The following is an 18,474-nucleotide window of genomic DNA, read 5'->3' as shown; positions in this document are numbered from 1 at the left end:
TCGAAGATAGAACGCGCTGCCGCCACGCCAGTCGCAACGGCGTTGAATAAAGGTGAGGAGGAGAGCCATGTATAAGAGACCGCGGATGGCTGGGAGAGGCTTCGCCATCGTCTTAAGTCTCGTGCTGGCCATGTCATTCCTCGTCTCGCCGGTGGCAGCCTACACTCCGCCGCACTCCAAACCCGGCCCGGCGGCCGACAAGCTGATATTTAAGGCTTTCAACGTGGACATCGCCCCCGCCGCCCTCCAAAAAGGCGAAATGGATATGTATATCTATTCCCTGAAAACGCTGGCCGCCCAGGAGCTGGCCAAGGTTCAGGGCATCAAGATGTACCAGGCTCCGGCCACTTCAATCGGCTTGATCTTGAATCCGGCGCCGGCGCCGTCGGGGCAATTGAATCCTTTTTCAGTCAAAGCTATCCGGTATGCCGTCAACCAAGTCCTGGACCGGAACTATATCGCCCAGCAGATATACCAGGGTTCGGCGCTGCCGATGTATTCCCACCTCTCTTCCGGAGATTACGATTACCGGGTCATCAATTCGATGGTCTATGAGATGAACTTGGGTTACCAGCCGGAACAGGCGAAAACCACCGTCACCGCGGAGATGCAGAAGGCCGGGTGCACCCTGGTCAATAACAAGTGGCAGTACCAGGGCAAGCCTGTCGAGTTGAAATTTATCGTCCGAACCGAGGATGAGCGGCGGGTTGTCGGCGACACCATCGCCGCGGAACTAGATAAACTCGGCTTCACCACCCGCATCATCTATCAGCAGTTCGCTCAAGCGATCAACATGGTCTACGCCCAGGATCCGGCTTTGCTGCAGTGGCACCTCTACACCGAGGGCTGGAGCAAAGGCGGCGCCGATAAATACGACTCCGGCTTGATCAACCAGATGTACGCTCCCTGGCTGGGCAACATGCCCGGCTGGCAGGAGCAAGGCTTTTGGCAATACCAGAACGCCACCCTCGACGACCTTGGCAAGAAGGTCTATATGGGGACCTTCGCCTCCACCTCCCAGCGCGACGACCTTTACAAGCAAATGACCAAACTGGCGATGGAGGAAGCGGTCAGGTTGTGGGTGGTGACCGCCGTCAACAACTTCGCCGCTAAAAGCACCATGGACGGCGTCACTCAGGACATAGCCGCCGGGCCGAGATCCCTGCTGACGCTGAGAGACGCCTACGTGCCCAACCAATCCACGCTGACCATCGGCAACCAGTGGGTGTGGACGGAACGCTCAACCTGGAATCCGGTGGGCGGTTTCGGCGATGTCTATTCGTCAGACATCTGGCGCAACATGGTCGACCCGCCCCTTTACAGCCACCCCTTCACCGGACTCCCGGCGGCTTACCGGGCGTCATATACTGTGGAGACCGCCGGTCCGTCAAGCACGCTGGCGGTGCCGGCCGATGCTTTCCGCTGGGACGCCGATAAGGGCAAGTTCGCGACGATCGCCGGCGCCACCCGGGCAACGTCCAAGGTCACTTTCGACTACTCAAAGTATTTCCAGTCCAAGTGGCACAACGGCCAGCAGATAGAGATGGCTGACCTGATCTATGCCATCTACCAGTCCTTCGACATGGTCTATAACAAAAACAAGTCGGCTATCGAATTCGCCGCGGCCACCACGACCAAACCGGTGCTCGATACTTTCAAAGGGTTCAAGATACTGGATGCCAACCGCATCGAGGTCTACGTTGACTACTGGCATTTCGTACCGGATTACATCGCTTCTTACGCGGTGCCGGCTTCGTTAACCACCCCCTGGGAAATCCTGGCTGCCATGGACAACATTGTCTTCGATAAGCGGCAGGGCGCTTACTCGGACACCGCGGCGGCGCGGTTCAATGTTGACTGGCTGTCCACGGTCAATAAAAGCCACGCACTCCGCATCAGGACCGTGCTGTCCGGTTTCAAAGATGCCGGTACAGTGCCCAACCTGATTTTCGACACCCCGCAAACCAGGGTCAGCTTTTCAAGCGCCCAGGCCAGGTATCAGGCCTCAATGGATTTCTACGATAGCTATTCCCACCTGGCGATTTCCAACGGGCCTTTCAAACTGGTCAGGTTCGATTCAGCGGCGCAGTACGCCGAGCTGGATGCTTTCCGCGATCCCGGTTATCCTTTCAAACCCGGGGACAAGTACCTCGGGGCGGCACAGCTGGTGGATATCAAGAACGTCACCTCCAGCAAACTGGAACCGGGCAAAGCCGGGGAGGTCACCGTCGAACTATCGGGGGCCGGTACCCTGGCGGTAGACTTCTCCCTGGTGGATCCGGCGACAAGCAAAGTACTTAAGAGCGGCCAGGCGCAGGGCAGCGGCACCAGGTTCACCGTAGCGCTCAGCGCCGCCGATACCCAGAACCTGAAGCAGGGCATCTATTACCTCTATTTGCTGGGATCCAGCGACGCCGTGTCCCAGGTGACAGAACGCCGATTGGATGTCGACATGGCAGGCGGGGGCGTCATTACCGTGCCGGGTGATAACGGCGAGAACGGCGGCGGAGGAGGCGGCGGCGGCATTTCGCCGATGCTGATCGTCATCCCGATCGCCCTGCTGGTCGGCGGCGGGCTGGTCTTTATGATTCTCAAAGGCGCCAAGACTAAAAAATAAGGCGGGCGGTGGACCGATAGCTGATGGTATTGAAGCTGCTTGGCCGCGGCCTCACCCTGTTCGGCGTGCTCATCGTCGTCTTGCTCATGGTGGTGGTGTCACTCGGAGCCACCGGTTTTTCCGACCGGATGCTCCAGTCAACCGTCTCCGAAGAGATCCGCGCCTACCGCACCACCCTGTCGCAGACAATCCGTGACCCTGAAGTCCTCGAAGCAACCGTTGCCCAGCGCCGCGCTGAGCTTGAGGCTTTTTATCATCTGGACCAGCCGTGGTTCACTCGCCTGCCGGACACCATCCAGCGGGTGGTCACCTTCGACCTGGGCGAAGCCCGGACGCTGCGGACGACCGACGGATCGCCGCGCGTCGCTGATCTTTTAGCCGAGCGCCTGGGCAACACTATCCTGCTCATTACCACTGCTTCGGTCATCACTTCCATATTGGGACTTCTAATCGGCCCGCGGCTAGCCGCCCGTGCCGGCACGAGACTCGACCGCGCCGCCTGCCTGGCGCTGGCGGTGTCGTATGCCCTGCCCGCCTGGTGGGTCGGCATCTTCTTCGTACTCTTTTTCGCCTTCGAATGGGGCATCTTCCCCTACGGCGGGCTGCTGTCGGCGCCGCCGCCGGACGGCGCCCTGGCCCGGTTGGGCGATATGGCCTGGCACGCCGCGCTGCCAGTGGCCGCTCTGGTAGTCGTCTCCTTCGGCTCCTGGGCCTATGCCGTGCGGACGATGGTCCTTAATACCGCCCAGGAACCTTTCGTCACCGTAGGCAAAGCCAAGGGCCTCCCCCAGAACCTCATCGAGCGCCGCTACATCCTCCGGGCGGCGGCCCCTCCGATAGTCACCTCCCTCATCCTCGGCCTGGCGGGTTCGCTGGGCGGTGCCATCCTGACCGAGACGGTGTTCAACTGGCCGGGCATGGGCCGCCTCTACTACGACGCCATCATCGCCGCCGACGAGACGGTCATCGTCGCATTGACCTTCGTCTTCACCCTGATCTACCTGGCCGCCCGCTTCGTCCTGGAAGTCCTTTACCTCTGGCTGGACCCACGCATCAGGTATACCTAAATGAAACCCAAAGATATTATACGGACGCTACTCTCGAGCTGGGTGGGGCGCGTCGGCGCCGCCTTCCTGGCGCTGATGCTTCTGGTTTCCGTGTTCGTCCTGATGACCTACCCGCTGGACTTCGGCAAGAAGGTCTGGAACAATCCGGTTTTTTGGGCGGACTACCCCCAGAGCGCACCGCCGGCCTGGACCAATACCTTTTCCTCCGACGCCAGGGTTTCCCACACCACCTTCACCGCCGATGAACCGTTCGACGTCGTCGCCGACAGCACCGGCCGATACTTGATCTACCGCTTCGATCTCGGTTATGACTACGATGAATTCCCTGCTTTCACCTCGTTCTCCCTGTCCGGCGTGACCTTCAGCGACCGCCCGCCGATATTGTCGCTGTCAATCCTACGCCCCGACGGCAAAGAGGTTCTGCTGCTCCGCCATATTGTACCCGGAGCGGCGGCCGGCGAAACTGCGCCCTACACCCGCTACTCCGAAACGCCATTCCGCGTGTATTTGACCGGTGACCAAGCGGTGGCCTACAACGTTCGGGACTTTGCCGCCGGTGAACTGGGTCTGTCGCTGTCTCTGGCGGAGGTCCAGGCCAAACCGGAGGCGGTCGTCTTCGGCCAGCCGGACGGCGCCGGCGGCTTCACGCCGATGCCGGGTGAATACCGAATCAACGTCACTGCCCTGACTTACGCCGACGCCGACTCCATCGCCGAGGTGAAATACGTCCTGGGCGGCACCGTCTACGGTCTGATGGGCACCGATTCTTTAGGCCGCGACCTGGCTAGGGGCTTGCTCTTCGGCTTCCCGGTGGCTCTTCTAATCGGTGTGGTCACCAGCGTGTTCATTACCGTCATCGGCACGGCCACGGGCATCATCTCCGGCTACGTCGGGGGCAAGACCGACACCTTCATCCAGCGGCTGTGTGACGTTCTAGCTAACGTTCCGCTCTTACCGATCCTCATCTTCCTGGCTTTCATTATCGGTCAGAAACTGTGGCTGGTCATCCTTATTATGGTCGTGTTCGGCTGGCCGGGCCTGACCATCATCACCCGCAGCATGGTGATGCAGCACGCCGCCTCGCAACTCGTCGAGGCGACTCGGGCGCTGGGCGCCAGTCCGTCGCGCATCATGTTCCGCCACGTCCTGTTCCAGATTGGACCGTTCGTCCTGTCACAGATGATCTTCTCGACGCCCGGAGCGATACTGGCCGAAGCGGGACTTTCCTTTCTCGGTCTGGGCGACCCGTCGATACCCACCTGGGGCCAAATCCTCGAGAGCGGCTTTTCAACCGGAGCCGTCTACGTCGGCTACTGGTGGTGGGTGCTACCGCCAGGCCTTTTGGTCGTCTTCGCCGCCATGACCTTCGTGTTATTAGCCCTGGGTTTCGAGCCCGTAGTCAACCCCAAATTGAGGCAACATGGCACTGCTTGAAATTAACAATCTGAGGATCGGCTACGAGACCGGCGGCGGGAACCTGGCGGCCGTCGGCGGTGTCTCCTTCGAGGTCAACGAGGGCGAGACGCTGGCTGTGGTCGGCGAGTCCGGCGCCGGCAAATCCTCGCTGTCACTGGGGCTGATGCGCCTCTTGCCTCGTAACGCTTTAACACCCGAAGGACATGTGCTCCTCGACGGTGTAGACTGCCTCAGTCTGTCAGAGGAGGAGTTCAGGAAACAGGTGCGCTGGAAGAAGCTGTCGATGGTCTTTCAGGGAGCGATGGACTCGCTGCACCCGGTCAGGCGCGTTGGTGACCAGATTGCCGAACCGCTGCTGCTGGACGGTCGAACCGATAAAACAGCGGCGGCAAGGCGATCCGCCGAGCTTTTAAGCCTCGTCCGGCTGCCGCCGGATACCTTACGCCGCTACCCCCACGAGCTGTCCGGCGGCATGAAGCAGCGGGTCATGATCGCCATGGCTTTGGCCTGCAAGCCGAAGCTGGTCATCCTCGATGAGCCGACCTCGGCCCTGGACGTCATCATCCAGGCGCAGATAATGAACCTGTTGAAGCAACTCAAGCGCGATTTGAAGCTCGGCGGCCTTTTTGTCACCCACGACCTGGCGCTGGCCTCGGACCTGGCTGACCGCATCGCCGTGATGTACGCCGGGGAATTCGTCGAGATCGGAACCGCGGAACAGGTACTCGAGTCGCCGAAGCATCCCTACACCAAAAAGTTGCTGGGCAGCATCCCCAGCCTCTACGACGACCGACGCCCGGAATTCATCCCGGGCACGCCGCCAAAAATGACTTCGCCGCCCGCCGGCTGCTACTTCTCGCCGCGGTGCCCGGTGGTCTGCGATACCTGCTCAACCCATCCCGAACTAATCGTCTGTGGTACCGGACAGCACGCCCGCTGCCACCTGGTGATTGAACCATGACCTCGAAGCTCGAACTCAACAACGTAACCATGGACTTCAAAGCCAAGAAGTCGATGTTCAAGACATCGATCGTCCGCGCTGTCGACGAAGCTTCCATCTCCCTTGCCCCCGGCGAGACGCTGGGTATCGTCGGCGAATCCGGCTCCGGCAAGACGACCCTGGCGCGCATCGCCCTGCGGCTGCTGCGGCCGACAGCCGGCACCGTCATGTTCGACGGCAGTGACATTACCAATCAGCCGGAAAAGCAACTCAAAGATCTGCGCCGCCGCGTCCAGGGCGTTTTCCAGGATCCCTTCGCCTCGCTCGACCCGTTCATGACCATCGGCCAGATTCTGGAGGAGCCGCTGGTCATCCATAAAATCGGCGACAGCGCCGGGCGGAAGGACGCCGCGGCAAGGGTTCTCGATGAGGTAAAATTACGGCCTGCTAACGACTACCTCGGCGGCTTCACCCACCTGCTCTCAGGCGGCCAGCGGCAGCGGGTAGCCATCGCCCGGGCTCTCCTTCTAAAGCCGGAGTATATCGTCGCCGACGAGCCGGTATCGATGATTGACGCGTCGTCCCGGGCGGAAATTCTGTCGCTCTTCTCCGAGCTTCAACGGAGCCACAACCTGGGTTTTTTGTATATCACCCATGATATCGCTACCGCGGGCTACTTCTGCCACCGCATAGCCGTGATGTATCTCGGACGAATCGTCGAGACCGGACCGGCGCGCGAACTCATCCGTCATCCGCAGCACCCCTACACTCAAGCCCTGATCGCCGCAATACCGACACCAGACCCCCAGAACCGCTTCCGGGAGCGGGCGGTCATCCCGCTGGAAACGGCATCGTCGAGGGTCAATGCGGGCTGCGCCTTCTTTCCCCGCTGCCTGAAAGCGGAAAAAGGGCGCTGCGACACTATCAAGCCGGTGGCGGTGGAGGTGGCGGCGGGACACAGGGTGGAGTGCCTGCGGCTATAATCTACCGCGATGGCGGCCAATTGCGGCGGTCCAACCGCCACCTGAAGACCCGGCCGTCATCGGGGTGGAGATACTCTCCATCAAAGACCATGCCTATTTTCTTCAACACCGCCTGAGAGGCAAAGCCGTCAGGCAACGTCTCGGCGCGGACGGCGGTTACATCCGGCTGACTGAAAGCCCAATCGGCGAGCGCCCGGGACGCCTCGGTGGCGTAGCCCTGGCCGCGGTAGGCTTCAATCAGGGAATACCCCAGCTCAACCTCGCCGGATTGGTTCGGGCGGCCTTTGAACCCGCCGTCGCCGATGAGTTTCCGGTCATCCCTGTGGATGATGAAGTAAGCGCCGAAACCTCCGAGTTCGGGGTCTGATTTCAGCCAGTCAATGACGTAAGTGATGACATCGGCGCCGCAAACTGGCCAATGCGGCGGCACCTCGGCGCCCAGCAGTGAAGCGAGTTTGGCCGGCGATTCAGAGAAGGCTTCCAGCGCGGCGATGTCCTCCAGGATAAGGTCCAGCCGGGGAGTGACTATTTTGAAAGTCATGTCTTGAGTTCGGTGCCGATGGAAAAGGCTTTGCCCAGAAACTGTCCCAGCGCCTGGTACTGCGCCTGGCCGGTGGTGTAGACGATGGGATTGATTTTATTGACATCGGCGCGGCCGCTGGTCAGACACTCCTCCGAGATATGGCACTCGGTAATGCGGCCGATGACCAGCAGGTGGGAGCCGAGGTTGACCGTGGTGTGCAGTTCGCATTCCAGGTTAAGAGGGCACTGCTCTATCAGCGGCGCGCCGGGCTGTTTACCGTAGAAGACTCTAAATCGGCAGGCTGCGGCTTTGTCGGTCTTGGCGCCCGAGACGATGCCGCAGTAGTCGGTCTCCCTGACCAGTGAGGCATCCGGGATATTGACCGAAAAGGCCTTGTTCTCCATGATACCCTTCAGGCTGTGGCGGGTGTGGCGGATGGCGATGGAAACCATCGGCGGGTCGCCGCAGGCGATGCCGCCCCAGGCCACGGTGATGAAATTGGCTTTGCCGGCCGTCAGGCTGCCGACCAAGAAGGCCGGCATGGGATAGAGCAGCGCCTGGGGGCCAAGTTTCAGTTTGGTCATAATGGTACTTTTTACCTCAGGGCTATTCTACCAGCTTGCGGCCAGCTTCGAAAGCCTTTGACATGGCGCCTTCGATATTATTGATGGCCCCGGGGCCGTCGACGCCGGAGAAGAACAGCTCGCCGGTGTATTCGATGTCCAGCACGATAAACAGCGCTTTGACTGTTGCCCGGGCGGGCTCGAACAAGGTCTGTCCTTTGCGGCCGCCGGCGGCGATGAACAGGCCTTTGCGGGGCTTTTCCGGCTCAATCGGCGGCCGGCTGAGCAGATATTTGCGCGCCCATAGGCACTGGCAGCGGTCGATGGCGGCTTTAAGCTGGGCGGTGACCGACATGAAGTGCAGCGGCGAGGCGATGATCACCCGGTCGGCGTGAGAGAGGGCTTCGTAGATCAGCTGCATGTCGTCATTCAGCTTGCAGTCGCCGGTGCGGGCACAATAATCGCAGTGGAGGCAGCCGGAGATGTCCAGAGAGGCGGCGTCGATGAAGCGGGTAAGCGCCCCGGCCGACTCGGCGCCGCGCAGGGCTTCGTGCAGGAGCTGGCTGGTGTTGCCACCGAGGCGGGGGCTGCCTGACAGGCCGAGGACGTTCACGAAAGCGAAGGCTCCAGCTCCTTGAGAATCTGCAGCTCGCGGTCCTCCATGATTTCAGCGTCGGATTCCTTTTCATGGTCGAAACCCAGGAGGTGCATAATACCGTGGATTAGCAGACGCCCGAGCTCCTTCTTGAGCGGGTGGCCGAACTCCGCCGCCTGCAGCTGCGCCTGGGGCAGGGATATGACTACCTCGCCCAGGTTGATGCCGCCGTCTATCTGGACCGGAAAGTCCGGGTGAGTGGTGGCATCGGCGGCGGCTTCCCTGACGAAGAAGGAGAACGACAGCACATCGGTGGGATGGTCTTTATGGCGATAGATGCGGTTAAGTTCCCGGATGCGCTCCTGACCAGTGATGTAGATGCCCATTTCAGAAGACGATTCAGCGCATTGGGCAACGAGGATCTGCCGGGCAACGCCGCGGAGCCACGGTACCGACAGGTCCTTTTTGAACTCTTTATCTATGGTTATGTCAATTCTCATAGTCAGGTTTCATTATAGCGTAACAGAAAGCAAGTGTCAGCCGCCGGTTTTTCAGGTCTCAATCCCGCTTTCAATCGCCATGACCTGTTCTCCTTCAACCGCACGATGGTTCAGATATGTGTTTGTCCCTTCACCCCTTTTCCACCTATAATGTCCGCCAATGAGTTCTCCCAAAATCATCGCTATGGTGGGCATGGCCGGGGCCGGCAAGACCGAGGCCAGCCGCGTCATGGAGCAGCACGGCTACAGCCGCATCCGCTTCGGCGATGTCACCGACGAAGAGGTGAAACGCCGCGGTCTGCCGCTTTCTGAAGCCAACGAGCGCTCCGTCCGCGAGGCGCTACGCCAGGAGTTGGGCATGGCGGCCTACGCCAAACTCAATCTGGCGCGTATCGACGCCGCCCTGGAGAAGGGATTTGCGGTCATTGACGGCATGTACTCCTGGGAAGAGTACCTGTTCCTCAAGGAGCGCTACGGCGACAAGCTGGCGGTGGCGGCGGTATGGGCTTCGCCGGGGACGAGAGCTAAAAGGCTTTCGACGCGCGCGGTGCGGCCGCTGACCCGGGAGGAAACCTTCTCCCGCGACAAAGCCGAGATCGAGAAGGTGTCCAAAGCCGGCCCCATCGCCGTGGCCGACTACATGATCCTGAACGAAGGCGGCATCGGGGAGCTGCGGGCGCAGGTTGAACAACTCATTCATCAACTGGAAAACATGGACTGTTAACACTTTAACTCAACTTAAATGAAAGCTGACCGCTGATGGCTGATAGCTCTCAAAACTTCAAACGACCTGAAACCGACGACTACTTCCTGAAGATCGCCGCCGTGGTGGCGGAGAGATCCACCTGCCGCCGCCACCATGTCGGCGCGGTGGCGGTGAAGTCCAAGCATATACTGACCACCGGTTACAACGGCGCCCCGGCCGGCACCCGCGATTGCCTGGAACTGGGCTGCCTGCGTGACCAGAACGGCATCCCCTCGGGCACCCGCCACGAGATCTGCCGGGCGGTCCACGCCGAGCAGAACGTCATCATCCAGGCGGCACAGCACGGCGTCAACCTTGAGGGCGCCACCGTCTACTGCACCCACACCCCCTGCATCCTGTGCGCCAAGATGCTGGCCAACGCCCGGGTGAAGCGTTTCGTTTCTTTCGGGAAGTACGCCGACGACGCTTTCATTGACCTGTTCAAAGAGGTCGGCATCGAGGTGGAGATACGGCCGCGGCCGCCGGCTTCTATCGAGTTTCTGGACTAGCATCTAGGCAACCCTCCCCGCCGCCGCCCGGGGCTTATATCTGCCGGCAGCCTCCACGCAGAGGGCTAGAGACATCAGGTAGTCATCGTGGGCGCGGGTGGGATCGACGTAGAAGTTCATCGTCCGGCCGAGGCTGTAGTCCGCAACCGCTCCTTCTATCTGACGCCAGAACTCATCGCACTCCATAGAGCTGTCGCGGGTGTAGAGGCTAAGACGCCCGGTGCCCGCCGCCGCCAGCAGGTTGAAGCCCAGGCCGCTTTTAGAGCCTTGCGTGAAAACGAAAGGAACGATCCGGTGGCCCAGCGACTGCTTCAGTGAGGCGCACAGCGGCCCGCCCAGGCCGGTTGCGTCGGCGGCGAGGCGGCGCAGGCCCCAGCCTTTTGTTATGTCAACAATCTTCGGCAGGAGCAGGCTGAACGGCAGACCGGTCCAGGCGTAGTGGTGGACAACGCGGATCAGGCGTGATTCTGATGGGGCAACGATTTCGGCGATGGTGAACACCGTCGAATCGCAGGCCGTCTTGCCCTCCCCGCCGAAATCGAGGCCGCCGACATAGACCGCCCCCGGCCGCGGCGAGCGCTGCCGCGGGTAATCGCCCATCATCATGATAAGCTGCTCGTCGGTGAAGAAGCCGCCGCCGCCCGAAGCGGGCAGCAGGGCATACTGCGAGCGGAACGCCGGGTGGTTTTCGCCCAGCCGGAGCCTCTCTCCTTCCACGTAAGCGCGGTAGGCCGGGTTATGTTCGGCGACGGCCTGCCAGTCGTAGCGGAAGTGGCGCTTCAGCCCGTCAGCCGCCTCCAGTTCCAGATTGCGGCGGCCGACCGTCGAAAGCAGGTCGGTATCGCGCCAGGGCGTGCCGTAGAGCACCGTCGTGGCGTTCATGGCGGCGGCCATCGGGCGGAAGTCCCGGTCGAACTTCTCTATGGCGACGTCCTGGGCTTCGTCAACCTCGAGCAGCAGGTGGGCGGTGTTGCCGACGACGTTGGCCGAAGGCTCGGCCGACAGAAAGACGACCCGCGCCTGGTGAAGCCTGACGATGTGGCCGGACTCAACGGCGTAATCACCGGCGTAGCCCATGGCGTCCAGGAGACCTCGAAGGCGCCTCATGGAGATCATGGCCTGCGGCTCAAAGGTGGGGGCGCATTTGATGATGTTCAGCGGCTCGGCGACGAATTCGTTCAGAAGCCAGGCCTCCAGCCAGGCCGAAAGCTCATTTTTGCCGCCCTGACGGGCGATCTCGACGGTAAAGGTCAGACCCTTGCCGCCCCGGACCGAGGCCAGCACCGCCCGCCCGATGTCCAGCTGGTAGGGACGAAGGTCGTCAATGAGGCCGGATACGGGGTTCATTCCGAAAAGACCTCCACAACGGACGCGACATCGCCGGCGACGGCGGCGGCGCCCGAAAGCTTGCCGAGGATGCGACGGGCTTTCTCGATGACGGCGTTGTGGCCGGAATACTTGCGGCGGACCATGACCAGCGACAGGGTGCGCAGCAGTTCCGACACCAGCTTGGGATCAGGATCCGCCTGTTCCGCCAGCTTCTCAATAATGGAGCGCAGGAAGGCGATCTCCTGCTCCAGGCCTTCCATCAGCGCCGCCTCGTCAATGACCACCTGGCGGTCAGCGGGCGCCTTTTTGGAGTAGAAGCCGTGAACAAAAGCGTTCTGGTTGCCCGGCTGAGCGCCGACGCGGCGGGGCGGGGCGGCGGGGGACGGCGGATTCCCCGCCGTGTCAACGGGATTGAGTGGAACTGGTGTGCTGTTTTCTTTATTCATGGCGGGCATTATAGCACAGGCGTTCCTCGTGGCCGTCAAGCGAGTTTTGTCGTTTTTGGTGGGGTCTGGAAAAAATATTTTTTAGGGGGAGGGGGAAGTTATCAGTTATCAGTTGGCAGTCTCGGGCCACCCGGACGTGATCTTTCAGGCGAAGGGCATCCCTGCATGGATTCCGGCCGGCGCCGGAATGACAGTGTGGGTAGGTGGAAAAAGAAGGAGGCTCTTCTTGCGAAGAGCCTCCTTCCCTATTCAGTTGTCCGCTGCTAGTGGCAGGCCTTGCAGCTTGCGTACTCCGGCAGCGTCATGTGGGTCTTGATGAGCGAACCGGTGGGCTTGGGAGGCGTGGCCGGGGCCGGGGGTGGAGCGACGGTGACCGGAGGCGGCGCGACGGTTACCGGCGGTGGAGCCACGGTCACCGGGGGAGGAGCCACCGTGACGGGCGGGGGAGCGACGGTGGCCGGGGGCGGCTCAACGACGACCGGGGGCGGAGAAGTGACGGCAGGCGGAGGAGGCACTGCCGTCACGGGAGGAGCTACTGTTGCCGCCGGGGGAGTGACCACCGCGGGCGGCGGCGTGACTGCCGTCGGGGCGGGGGGCGGGGTGGTGACGACGGCGATGAGCGAGCCCTGGCCTTCGCCGGAAGCCGGATCGCCGATTAAAACCGGCGACTGCGGCAGGGCGTCGGCGTTTATGAGCAGGGTCATCGGGTCAAGTGTTCGTTCGGGCGCCAGGCTGCCGGCGGCGGCGCCGGTGGCCAGGCCGATCCAAATCACCGACCCGGCCAGAGCCAGGTTTATCAAAGTGTGATTCTTCATTCATCTCTCCTTGTCTTCAGGATGGGAGGCACTTCCGCGCCTCACCTGTCCAGTGTACACCCCGAAGATTAACCTGAGATGAAATGAAAATTAATCTTTGTTCATAATCCGAAGGTTACGAACAAAACCCGGCGGCCTGACAGAACGGGAGAAGCCGGGGGAGGTCAGTCCATAGCCGAGGCGTCAATGAAGGTCTGGCCGAGGAACTGGCCGTTGACCCAGAACTGGAAATCAAAACGGCCTTCGGCGGGGAGGGGCAGCGGGGGGAACTGCAGGTTGAGTTCGATGGTGCCAAGCTTGTTCGGCGAGTTGAATTCGCCCTTGGCTTCGGCCAGGGTCTCGCCGGTGGAGGCATAGACGTATTTGCACTGGAACTGGTACTGGCCTTCGGCTTCGGTCAGCTTGGCATAGACCGATACCGGGCGCTTGGCGGGGAACTGCTTGACGTGAATTTTATCGAAGATGCCAAGCAGGGAAATCTTGCCGGTGGTGGGGTCCTTGGCCGAGACGTCACAGACCAGGGCGGCGATAAGGACGGGCTTGGCGCGGCTGAGGGGCGGCTTCGGTTCGGTACTCATCAGATGCCTCCGTTGTCCCAGAAAAACTTGATCCCCATGAACACGCCCAGGGCGATGGACAGCCCGCCGAGGACGGCGAGGATGAGGATATCGGAGACCAGGGCAAGGGAAAATAGCAGCAGGCCGATGGCGATGGGGCTAATCTGCCGCAAGAGACCTGGCGGCAGGCCGCGGCGTTCAGCGGCGGCTGTGTAGCGGATGATGATGCCGATGATGAGTGCTAAAACAACCACGAATAACACGATAAAAATTCCGGTCATCGGACTACACTTCTTCGTTCAGGCAAACAGTGAAGGAGATTCAACCGGCTACTTCTCATCGTTACGCCATAAGAATTTCAAATTCAGGAAAACGCCCACGATCACCATAACAAGACCAACGAACATCGCGACGGACATCTCAGTCATTATCCCGAAAGCCATCATCAGCACTCCGGCTCCGATGACGGCAAGTTTTGAAAACATTCCTGAAGGGAATGCTTTCCGCATTTGTTTCTTCTCCGATTGCTGAATACGAAAAGCCCCGGGCGGTCTTTCTGCCATCTTAAACCTCCTCCGTGGATATCAGGTAATACCAGTAGGCGAAGATGACAGCGATTACCTAGAACGGATTGATACCGGTCTACACCAGTCCCAGAAATTGTGGTACGCCAGCCGGGGGTTTCGTCTGTCAACCATCATCTGACTACCGGTCACCTTTTATCGAAGGGCGGAGGATAAGATAGGCAAAAAAGCCGAAGGGGAAAAAGATGAATGATCCGGCGCGGATGAGAAAAACTTGCAGCCGGCTGAAACCCCGCCGTTCGGCATCGGCGGTGTGTAGCATGATCACCCATACCACGAGAACCAGCAGGAGGAGCAGAAAAGCGGTATAGAGTACTTCCATAATCGGACTGATTATAACACACCAGGGTAAAAATAATCGTTGACTTAGGGATAAAAGCGCCTATAATCTGGACAAAGGAAGGCGATGCCCGACTACTTCTTCCCGGACTACGTCAAGCAAGCGGCGCACCGCCGCGTTGACGGCCGGTGCGAATGCACCACCTGCGGCAGCCATGCCGGCAAACGCTGCGATACGCTTTACTGGTCGTATCATGACGCTTACTACGTGCCGATTAACCCCAAAGAGCCGCCGGAAATGCACAACTGCAAATTATTGTGCAAAAGGTGCTGGCGGCAGGCGGAAGCCTCAAAATAACGAATAACGGCTAACTTACCGCCTTCTTCACCAAAGCGCTGATCCTTGCCTCTTCGGCGGGGGTAAGTTCCTTCAGGGCGAAGGAGGTCGGCCAAAGGTTGCCGTCATCCAGTTTGGCCGAATCGTTGAAGCCGAGGGTGGAGTAGCGGGCTTTGAACCTGGAGGCGCCCTGGAAGAAGCAGATGACCTTGCCGTCTTTGGTGGCCCAGGCCGGCATACCGTACCAGGTCCGGGGTTTAAGGCCGGGGGCGGCGGCCATGACGAGCCCGTGGATGCGCCGGGCCACGGTCCTGTCCGGCTCCGGCATCTCATTGATTTTAGCCAAAACGGCGCCTTCCCCTTCCGCCGCTTTGCCGGCCTTCAGTTCATCAAGGCGCTCTTTCATAGCCGCCTTTTCATCTTCCGATAACTGCACAGCCTTCTTTTCAGCCATATAATCTCCACTCGGCGAGGATGTCACTTCATAATTCGAAGGGACTCAATTTCACTTTAGCCCGGGCGCCGGGTTGTGTCAATTTGGTTCCAGTTTTGCCTTTGCCGGGCGGCGTGGTAGATTATGCGAAACTGCACCGAGGATAACGGCCGTGGCCAAGCACAAGATCTATACGATGAGCGTCGGGAGCGTTTATCCCCTTTATATTGCCAAAGCAGAGAAAAAAGGACGCACCAGAGCTGAAGTGGATGAGACTATCCGCTGGCTGACCGGCTACAGCCAGAACGAGTTGGAGGCGCGGCTTAAAGACAAGACCGATTTTGAGACCTTCTTTGCAGAGGCGCCCCGACCGAATCCGTCAAGGAGCCTGATCAAAGGCCTGATCTGCGGCGTCCGGGTGGAGGACATAGTAGAGCCGACGATGCGGGAGATCCGCTACCTGGATAAGCTGGTGGATGAGCTGGCAAAGGGCAGGGCGATGGAGAAGATTTTACGGAAGTAAGAGCCGCGGGTTGAGGCCGGGACAGCCTAGAACACCGCCACCGCCAGCGTGATGACAACTCCAGTGGCTATTACCGCCACCACCAGCAATCTTAAGAGGGAATTTGTCACGTCCAGCTTGTCCGAAAGTTCCTGGAGTATAGATTCCTCGGTCATATAGCGAGCCCATCCTTGTTACAGAGTCTTCTTATATTACCGCATAGTATTTAGACTCACCACACTGCCGCCACCACCGCGTCCGACGCCCGCATCAGATCAAAGAACATCACCGCCACCTCGCGGCCCTGGGTCATCTCCGCCGCCGGGATGTTGCGGGCGACCGTCAGGTTCTCAAGGTACGCCTGCGACGAGCCAACGAGCTGCACCGTGGCGGAGTAATTCGTGCCGTTGAAACTTTTCAAAATCGCCTGCCTGGTGTACATTTTTCCCTCCACTTCCGTTCACCCTTCGACGAGCTCAGGGCGAACGGTTTTTTTAGATTTCCGCTCTCAAGGGGGAATGACTAGACGATCACACCCCGCTGAGTTTCAGTTTCATCTCGTATTTGCCGCTCATCGCCTGATAGTCAAGCTCTATGGCAACTACCCGGTATCGGGCGGCGGACAGGCCCGTCGCTTCGTCGGTGACCTCAACCACGTCATAGAGCTGCTGGCCGCAGTTGGGCGGAACGGTAATCTCGCAGCCGGAAGCGGCGGCCGACGCTTCACGCAGCAGGGCATCAGCCCAGTCATGCAAAGACGGCGCTGTCACCAGGCCGCGGTCATAACGGCTGCGGCTGCGGGCGCCGGAAGAAACCAGCGACGGCCAGTCGAAGGCCTCAACCACCAGGCCGCCGGCTCCGGCCAAACGCAGGTGGTTGAACTCTATTGCGGCTTCGGCGGCGCGGCAGGCGGCGATCTGATGGTCGAGGCCGTATCCATAAACCGCCGCCTCATCTTCCACCGGGTGCTTCAAGTAGATGATACCGGCCTCGACGAACAGCCGGTCAGGCACGAAAGACAGCAGGCGGCGGACGGCCGAAAGGGCGTCGGCGCCGGGGCTCAAGCAGAAGTCAGGGTAGAGCGAGGTTAGGGACGAAGAGGCCGAGATGGTCTCCAGCCTCAGGCCGCAGCGGACTGCCAGCCAGGCGATGATGTCGCGGACGCTGTGGGTTGAGGCCGAGGCGTTCCAGCGCAGCAGGTTGCGGGAGCGCCAGTCCTTGAGCGCCTGCCAGCCGTCCGACGCCTCGATGATAATTTTGCCGCCGCGGCGTTCAACGCGGCGCACGGTAAACGACAGGCTGCCGCCGGTCTCGGCGCCGCTTTCGGTAATATAGCCGGGGCTAACCTGGATTTCATCGCCGGGGGCGGCAGGCGGCGGGCCGAGGGCAGAATTATCCAGTTCGATGACCGCCTTGCCTTCGGTCTCAGCCAGGTCGAGGCTGACGCCGGCGGCCGAGGCGATCAGATCGGTTTCGGCATTGTTGAAGACCGCCCGCCGCACCGAGTTGGCCGAAGACAGCCAGAGGGCACCGGCCGAATGAACGATAGTGACGCCGTAGTCGCCGGTGATTTCGAGGGGCTCCGGCTCGGTCCATAGTCCGGAATCAAAGGCGGCGCCGGGCGCCGCGGCGGTCATGTAAACTCGGGAACAGGCCTCGGCGCCGGTGAACTTTTCGACATAGGCGCAGCGGTAAACATCATCACGGTCGAGAAACGCGGCGCGGAACTCGAAACCCTCGGCGGCGGGCGAGGCGGCCAGCTCAATGAGTTCGCCCCAGGCACCGGCCGGCAGGGCCCCGCCGTCGCCGCAAACCAGAGACCACAGGCGGAAGTTGCCGGACGAATCGCGGCCGGTGAGCACGAGGTTCCAGTCGCCGTCATAGACGCAGGCCACGCCGGACAGGGCGCCGGTTGACTTGTTCCAGGCGGCTTTGGCCTGCCACGCCCCGTTGACGCGCTTCTTGACGTAGAGGGCGGACTGGTCGGCGAAGAAGAGCGCCAGATCTCCGTTGGGTTTGTAGGCGGCGGCGATGCCGCCGCAGGCGGTGGTCGGCGAGTAGTCTATAAGCTCCGGCGCGCCGAAGATTGCGCCGTAGTTCACCGATTTGATACGGCGGATGCTGCGGTCGCTCTTGATCCAGCAGATGGAGACCTCCGCGGAAAGCGCGGCGCAGGCAACAGCCACGGCGTTGTACTCATTGGCGTAGGTCCACTGGGAAAAATCGCTCGACTCGTCCGGTGTAACAATCCGCTGCCGGTAGAGCCTGCGGGAATCGGCGGCGGGGCCGAGGCGGGCGCGGATACGCGAGCCGTCGCCGGCCAGCGTTGCGGCGTGAAAATAGTCCGGCTCGGCGCCGGAGTATAAGGTCTGCCAGGCCGGGCGCCTTTTGCGTAAAACGATTGAAACGATGCCCTGGCGTGACGGCGAAGCCTGGGCGGCGAGGAGCGACGGCGAAAGTTCACGCATCGGCGTCTCCTTGCTGGCCGGGGACATAGTCCTTGCCCCAGAACAGGTGCCCGGCCACGTAGCCGATGGTGAAACTGAACAGCCAGCCCAGCAGATAGTCGAAACCGTTCTTGCCGATAACGTAGCCGCCCAGCATCAGCCCGGCGATCCACAGCCACTCGTAGCGGTGCCATAGGTCGCGGAGGATATAGGTCCACGGCCGGCCGCCCAGCCGCGACCATAACATTCGATATAAATCCATCTTCCTCTCCTTTGTCGCGGAAATT

General features: G+C 60.8%; 25 protein-coding genes. 9 read left to right on the top strand and 16 right to left on the bottom strand.

Going from position 1 to position 18,474, the window contains the following annotated elements:
• Positions 1-67: 67 nt before the first annotated feature.
• The 5 genes from ABV300_RS03470 to ABV300_RS03450 are packed head-to-tail and all read left to right on the top strand — an operon-like array spanning position 68 to position 7,023.
• On the top strand, positions 68-2,617 hold the full coding sequence (locus tag ABV300_RS03470; protein WP_353715138.1) for an ABC transporter substrate-binding protein: 2,550 nt from the start codon (positions 68-70) through the stop codon (positions 2,615-2,617).
• Positions 2,618-2,640: 23 nt separating this feature from the next.
• A complete protein-coding gene (locus tag ABV300_RS03465) occupies positions 2,641-3,684 on the top strand; it encodes an ABC transporter permease (protein WP_353715137.1) in 1,044 nt (347 codons plus the stop codon).
• On the top strand, positions 3,685-5,118 hold the full coding sequence (locus ABV300_RS03460; protein ID WP_353715136.1) for an ABC transporter permease: 1,434 nt from the start codon (positions 3,685-3,687) through the stop codon (positions 5,116-5,118). It abuts the gene before it with no gap.
• Complete coding sequence (locus ABV300_RS03455) at positions 5,105-6,061, top strand: ABC transporter ATP-binding protein (RefSeq protein ID WP_353715135.1); 957 nt, start codon at positions 5,105-5,107, stop codon at positions 6,059-6,061. Before ABV300_RS03460 ends, ABV300_RS03455 begins: the two co-directional genes overlap by 14 nt.
• The gene (locus ABV300_RS03450; protein WP_353715134.1) at positions 6,058-7,023 is read left to right on the top strand and encodes an oligopeptide/dipeptide ABC transporter ATP-binding protein; all 966 of its coding nucleotides are present in this window, start codon (positions 6,058-6,060) and stop codon (positions 7,021-7,023) included. The genes ABV300_RS03455 and ABV300_RS03450 overlap by 4 nt, the downstream gene beginning before the upstream one ends.
• Before the next feature lies 1 nt (position 7,024).
• Here the strand turns inward: ABV300_RS03450 and ABV300_RS03445 are convergent, their stop codons facing one another.
• From ABV300_RS03445 to ybeY, 4 genes are read right to left on the bottom strand one after another with little or no spacing between them, the layout of a single operon-like run.
• Positions 7,025-7,564 carry a GNAT family N-acetyltransferase gene (locus ABV300_RS03445; RefSeq protein WP_353715133.1) on the bottom strand — a complete coding sequence of 180 codons (540 nt, stop codon included), beginning with the start codon at positions 7,562-7,564 and terminating at the stop codon, positions 7,025-7,027.
• On the bottom strand, positions 7,561-8,130 hold the full coding sequence (locus ABV300_RS03440) for a flavin reductase family protein (protein ID WP_353715132.1): 570 nt from the start codon (positions 8,128-8,130) through the stop codon (positions 7,561-7,563). The genes ABV300_RS03445 and ABV300_RS03440 overlap by 4 nt, the downstream gene beginning before the upstream one ends.
• A 22-nt stretch (positions 8,131-8,152) precedes the next feature.
• Positions 8,153-8,722, bottom strand: a complete 570-nt coding sequence (locus ABV300_RS03435) for a flavodoxin family protein (RefSeq protein ID WP_353715131.1) — start codon at positions 8,720-8,722, stop codon at positions 8,153-8,155.
• Entirely contained in the window at positions 8,719-9,204 is a 486-nt protein-coding gene (ybeY, locus tag ABV300_RS03430) for an rRNA maturation RNase YbeY (protein ID WP_353715130.1), read from the bottom strand. Before ybeY ends, ABV300_RS03435 begins: the two co-directional genes overlap by 4 nt.
• Positions 9,205-9,364: 160 nt before the next feature.
• Between ybeY and ABV300_RS03425 the strand changes: the two genes are divergently transcribed.
• Together ABV300_RS03425 and ABV300_RS03420 are read left to right on the top strand one after the other, a co-directional pair.
• Positions 9,365-9,928, top strand: coding sequence for an AAA family ATPase (locus ABV300_RS03425; RefSeq protein WP_353715129.1), 564 nt, complete (start codon positions 9,365-9,367; stop codon positions 9,926-9,928).
• 35 nt (positions 9,929-9,963) lie between these two features.
• On the top strand, positions 9,964-10,458 hold the full coding sequence (locus ABV300_RS03420; protein WP_353715128.1) for a dCMP deaminase family protein: 495 nt from the start codon (positions 9,964-9,966) through the stop codon (positions 10,456-10,458).
• A gap of 3 nt (positions 10,459-10,461) precedes the next feature.
• Here the strand turns inward: ABV300_RS03420 and ABV300_RS03415 are convergent, their stop codons facing one another.
• The 7 genes from ABV300_RS03415 to ABV300_RS03385 all read right to left on the bottom strand — a co-directional run bounded on the left by ABV300_RS03415 (position 10,462) and on the right by ABV300_RS03385 (position 14,511).
• Positions 10,462-11,805: a hypothetical protein gene (locus tag ABV300_RS03415; RefSeq protein WP_353715127.1), complete on the bottom strand. Its 1,344-nt coding sequence runs from the start codon at positions 11,803-11,805 to the stop codon at positions 10,462-10,464.
• Positions 11,802-12,233 (bottom strand): hypothetical protein, encoded by a 432-nt coding sequence (locus tag ABV300_RS03410; RefSeq protein ID WP_353715126.1) that lies wholly within the window; start codon positions 12,231-12,233, stop codon positions 11,802-11,804. The genes ABV300_RS03415 and ABV300_RS03410 overlap by 4 nt, the downstream gene beginning before the upstream one ends.
• Before the next feature lie 263 nt (positions 12,234-12,496).
• Positions 12,497-13,048, bottom strand: a complete 552-nt coding sequence (locus ABV300_RS03405; protein ID WP_353715125.1) for a hypothetical protein — start codon at positions 13,046-13,048, stop codon at positions 12,497-12,499.
• 164 nt (positions 13,049-13,212) lie between these two features.
• A complete protein-coding gene (locus tag ABV300_RS03400) occupies positions 13,213-13,626 on the bottom strand; it encodes a hypothetical protein (RefSeq protein ID WP_353715124.1) in 414 nt (137 codons plus the stop codon).
• On the bottom strand, positions 13,626-13,886 hold the full coding sequence (locus tag ABV300_RS03395; protein WP_353715123.1) for a hypothetical protein: 261 nt from the start codon (positions 13,884-13,886) through the stop codon (positions 13,626-13,628). The genes ABV300_RS03400 and ABV300_RS03395 overlap by 1 nt, the downstream gene beginning before the upstream one ends.
• Positions 13,887-13,934: 48 nt before the next feature.
• A complete protein-coding gene (locus ABV300_RS03390) occupies positions 13,935-14,168 on the bottom strand; it encodes a hypothetical protein (protein ID WP_353715122.1) in 234 nt (77 codons plus the stop codon).
• A gap of 142 nt (positions 14,169-14,310) precedes the next feature.
• Positions 14,311-14,511: a hypothetical protein gene (locus ABV300_RS03385; RefSeq protein ID WP_353715121.1), complete on the bottom strand. Its 201-nt coding sequence runs from the start codon at positions 14,509-14,511 to the stop codon at positions 14,311-14,313.
• 84 nt (positions 14,512-14,595) lie between these two features.
• Between ABV300_RS03385 and ABV300_RS03380 the strand changes: the two genes are divergently transcribed.
• Positions 14,596-14,826, top strand: coding sequence for a hypothetical protein (locus tag ABV300_RS03380; protein ID WP_353715120.1), 231 nt, complete (start codon positions 14,596-14,598; stop codon positions 14,824-14,826).
• Between the two features lie 10 nt (positions 14,827-14,836).
• On the opposite strand, the gene ABV300_RS03375 is transcribed toward ABV300_RS03380, so the two are convergent.
• The gene (locus ABV300_RS03375; protein ID WP_353715119.1) at positions 14,837-15,259 is read right to left on the bottom strand and encodes a hypothetical protein; all 423 of its coding nucleotides are present in this window, start codon (positions 15,257-15,259) and stop codon (positions 14,837-14,839) included.
• A 151-nt stretch (positions 15,260-15,410) separates the two neighbouring features.
• On the opposite strand from ABV300_RS03375, the gene ABV300_RS03370 reads away from it, so the two are divergent.
• Entirely contained in the window at positions 15,411-15,761 is a 351-nt protein-coding gene (locus ABV300_RS03370) for a DUF2200 domain-containing protein (protein WP_353715118.1), read from the top strand.
• Between the two features lie 26 nt (positions 15,762-15,787).
• Here ABV300_RS03370 and ABV300_RS03365 read toward each other — a convergent pair whose 3' ends face one another.
• The 4 genes from ABV300_RS03365 to ABV300_RS03350 form a co-directional block, all read right to left on the bottom strand.
• Positions 15,788-15,916 (bottom strand): hypothetical protein, encoded by a 129-nt coding sequence (locus ABV300_RS03365; protein ID WP_353715117.1) that lies wholly within the window; start codon positions 15,914-15,916, stop codon positions 15,788-15,790.
• Between the two features lie 56 nt (positions 15,917-15,972).
• Entirely contained in the window at positions 15,973-16,194 is a 222-nt protein-coding gene (locus tag ABV300_RS03360; protein ID WP_353715116.1) for a hypothetical protein, read from the bottom strand.
• 76 nt (positions 16,195-16,270) lie between these two features.
• Positions 16,271-18,208, bottom strand: a complete 1,938-nt coding sequence (locus tag ABV300_RS03355) for a hypothetical protein (protein ID WP_353715115.1) — start codon at positions 18,206-18,208, stop codon at positions 16,271-16,273.
• Positions 18,201-18,449 (bottom strand): hypothetical protein, encoded by a 249-nt coding sequence (locus tag ABV300_RS03350; RefSeq protein ID WP_353715114.1) that lies wholly within the window; start codon positions 18,447-18,449, stop codon positions 18,201-18,203. The genes ABV300_RS03355 and ABV300_RS03350 overlap by 8 nt, the downstream gene beginning before the upstream one ends.
• Positions 18,450-18,474 lie beyond the last annotated feature (25 nt).

It is taken from the genome of Dehalogenimonas sp. 4OHTPN (assembly GCF_040448695.1).
GTDB lineage: Bacteria > Chloroflexota > Dehalococcoidia > Dehalococcoidales > Dehalococcoidaceae > Dehalogenimonas.
The sequence above is the reverse complement of the archived record's forward strand: the minus strand, read 5'-3'. Positions and strand labels throughout refer to the sequence as shown.

What these genes read in the sequence shown, in the direction of transcription:
- ABV300_RS03350 (WP_353715114.1), bottom strand. Translation starts at nt 18,449, where the DNA reads ATGGATTTATATCGAATGTTATGGTCGCGGCTGGGCGGCCGGCCGTGG.
- ABV300_RS03410 (WP_353715126.1), bottom strand. Translation starts at nt 12,233, where the DNA reads ATGAATAAAGAAAACAGCACACCAGTTCCACTCAATCCCGTTGACACG.
- ABV300_RS03365 (WP_353715117.1), bottom strand. Translation starts at nt 15,916, where the DNA reads ATGACCGAGGAATCTATACTCCAGGAACTTTCGGACAAGCTGGACGTG.
- ABV300_RS03385 (WP_353715121.1), bottom strand. Translation starts at nt 14,511, where the DNA reads ATGGAAGTACTCTATACCGCTTTTCTGCTCCTCCTGCTGGTTCTCGTG.
- ABV300_RS03415 (WP_353715127.1), bottom strand. Translation starts at nt 11,805, where the DNA reads ATGAACCCCGTATCCGGCCTCATTGACGACCTTCGTCCCTACCAGCTG.
- ABV300_RS03450 (WP_353715134.1), top strand. Translation starts at nt 6,058, where the DNA reads ATGACCTCGAAGCTCGAACTCAACAACGTAACCATGGACTTCAAAGCC.
- ABV300_RS03390 (WP_353715122.1), bottom strand. Translation starts at nt 14,168, where the DNA reads ATGGCAGAAAGACCGCCCGGGGCTTTTCGTATTCAGCAATCGGAGAAG.
- ABV300_RS03445 (WP_353715133.1), bottom strand. Translation starts at nt 7,564, where the DNA reads ATGACTTTCAAAATAGTCACTCCCCGGCTGGACCTTATCCTGGAGGAC.
- ABV300_RS03470 (WP_353715138.1), top strand. Translation starts at nt 68, where the DNA reads ATGTATAAGAGACCGCGGATGGCTGGGAGAGGCTTCGCCATCGTCTTA.
- ABV300_RS03455 (WP_353715135.1), top strand. Translation starts at nt 5,105, where the DNA reads ATGGCACTGCTTGAAATTAACAATCTGAGGATCGGCTACGAGACCGGC.
- ABV300_RS03395 (WP_353715123.1), bottom strand. Translation starts at nt 13,886, where the DNA reads ATGACCGGAATTTTTATCGTGTTATTCGTGGTTGTTTTAGCACTCATC.
- ABV300_RS03375 (WP_353715119.1), bottom strand. Translation starts at nt 15,259, where the DNA reads ATGGCTGAAAAGAAGGCTGTGCAGTTATCGGAAGATGAAAAGGCGGCT.
- ABV300_RS03405 (WP_353715125.1), bottom strand. Translation starts at nt 13,048, where the DNA reads ATGAAGAATCACACTTTGATAAACCTGGCTCTGGCCGGGTCGGTGATT.
- ybeY (WP_353715130.1), bottom strand. Translation starts at nt 9,204, where the DNA reads ATGAGAATTGACATAACCATAGATAAAGAGTTCAAAAAGGACCTGTCG.
- ABV300_RS03400 (WP_353715124.1), bottom strand. Translation starts at nt 13,626, where the DNA reads ATGAGTACCGAACCGAAGCCGCCCCTCAGCCGCGCCAAGCCCGTCCTT.
- ABV300_RS03465 (WP_353715137.1), top strand. Translation starts at nt 2,641, where the DNA reads ATGGTATTGAAGCTGCTTGGCCGCGGCCTCACCCTGTTCGGCGTGCTC.
- ABV300_RS03420 (WP_353715128.1), top strand. Translation starts at nt 9,964, where the DNA reads ATGGCTGATAGCTCTCAAAACTTCAAACGACCTGAAACCGACGACTAC.
- ABV300_RS03460 (WP_353715136.1), top strand. Translation starts at nt 3,685, where the DNA reads ATGAAACCCAAAGATATTATACGGACGCTACTCTCGAGCTGGGTGGGG.
- ABV300_RS03380 (WP_353715120.1), top strand. Translation starts at nt 14,596, where the DNA reads ATGCCCGACTACTTCTTCCCGGACTACGTCAAGCAAGCGGCGCACCGC.
- ABV300_RS03440 (WP_353715132.1), bottom strand. Translation starts at nt 8,130, where the DNA reads ATGACCAAACTGAAACTTGGCCCCCAGGCGCTGCTCTATCCCATGCCG.
- ABV300_RS03425 (WP_353715129.1), top strand. Translation starts at nt 9,365, where the DNA reads ATGAGTTCTCCCAAAATCATCGCTATGGTGGGCATGGCCGGGGCCGGC.
- ABV300_RS03355 (WP_353715115.1), bottom strand. Translation starts at nt 18,208, where the DNA reads ATGCGTGAACTTTCGCCGTCGCTCCTCGCCGCCCAGGCTTCGCCGTCA.